This is a genomic window from Dryocola clanedunensis (assembly GCF_038405435.1).
GTDB lineage: Bacteria > Pseudomonadota > Gammaproteobacteria > Enterobacterales > Enterobacteriaceae > Dryocola > Dryocola clanedunensis_A.
Window position 1 is genome coordinate 1 of sequence record NZ_JBBYHZ010000238.1, and the last position, 514, is coordinate 514.

The 514-nt window shown below is 71.4% G+C and carries 1 protein-coding gene; it reads left to right on the forward strand.

Features of this window, described 5'->3' with window-relative positions:
* Positions 1 to 514, forward strand: a 514-nt coding sequence (locus AAE045_RS24420; RefSeq protein WP_455549872.1) for a TIGR03862 family flavoprotein, incomplete at both ends; no start/stop codon positions are given.

Sequence of the window (514 nt, forward strand, 5' to 3'; positions counted from 1 at the left end):
GGCCACGCCGTCGATCTGTACGAGGCCAAGGGCTCGCCCGGTCGCAAGTTCCTGATCGCCGGCAAGGGCGGCCTCAACCTGACCCACTCCGACGCGCCTGACGTGTTCGTTTCGCGCTACCGCGAGCGCGCGGAGGCGGTGGGCGGGTGGCTGGCCGATTTCAATGCCGAGGCGCTGCGCGCCTGGGCGTTGGACTTCGGCGTGGAAACCTACGTGGGCAGTTCCGGCCGTGTGTTCCCGGTGGACCGCAAGGCCGCGCCGCTGCTGCGCGGCTGGGTGCGCCGGCTGAAGGAACAGGGCGTGCGCTTCCACGTGCAGCATCGCTGGACCGGCTGGGATGACGCGGGCGCGCTGCGCTTCCAGACGCCCGATGGCGAAACGACGGTGACGGCCGACGCGGTAGTGTTCGCGCTCGGCGGCGGCAGCTGGCCGGAACTGGGCTCGGATGGCGCGTGGATGGCGCCGATGGCCGCCACCGGCATCGACATCGCCCCGCTGCAGCCAGCCAACTGTG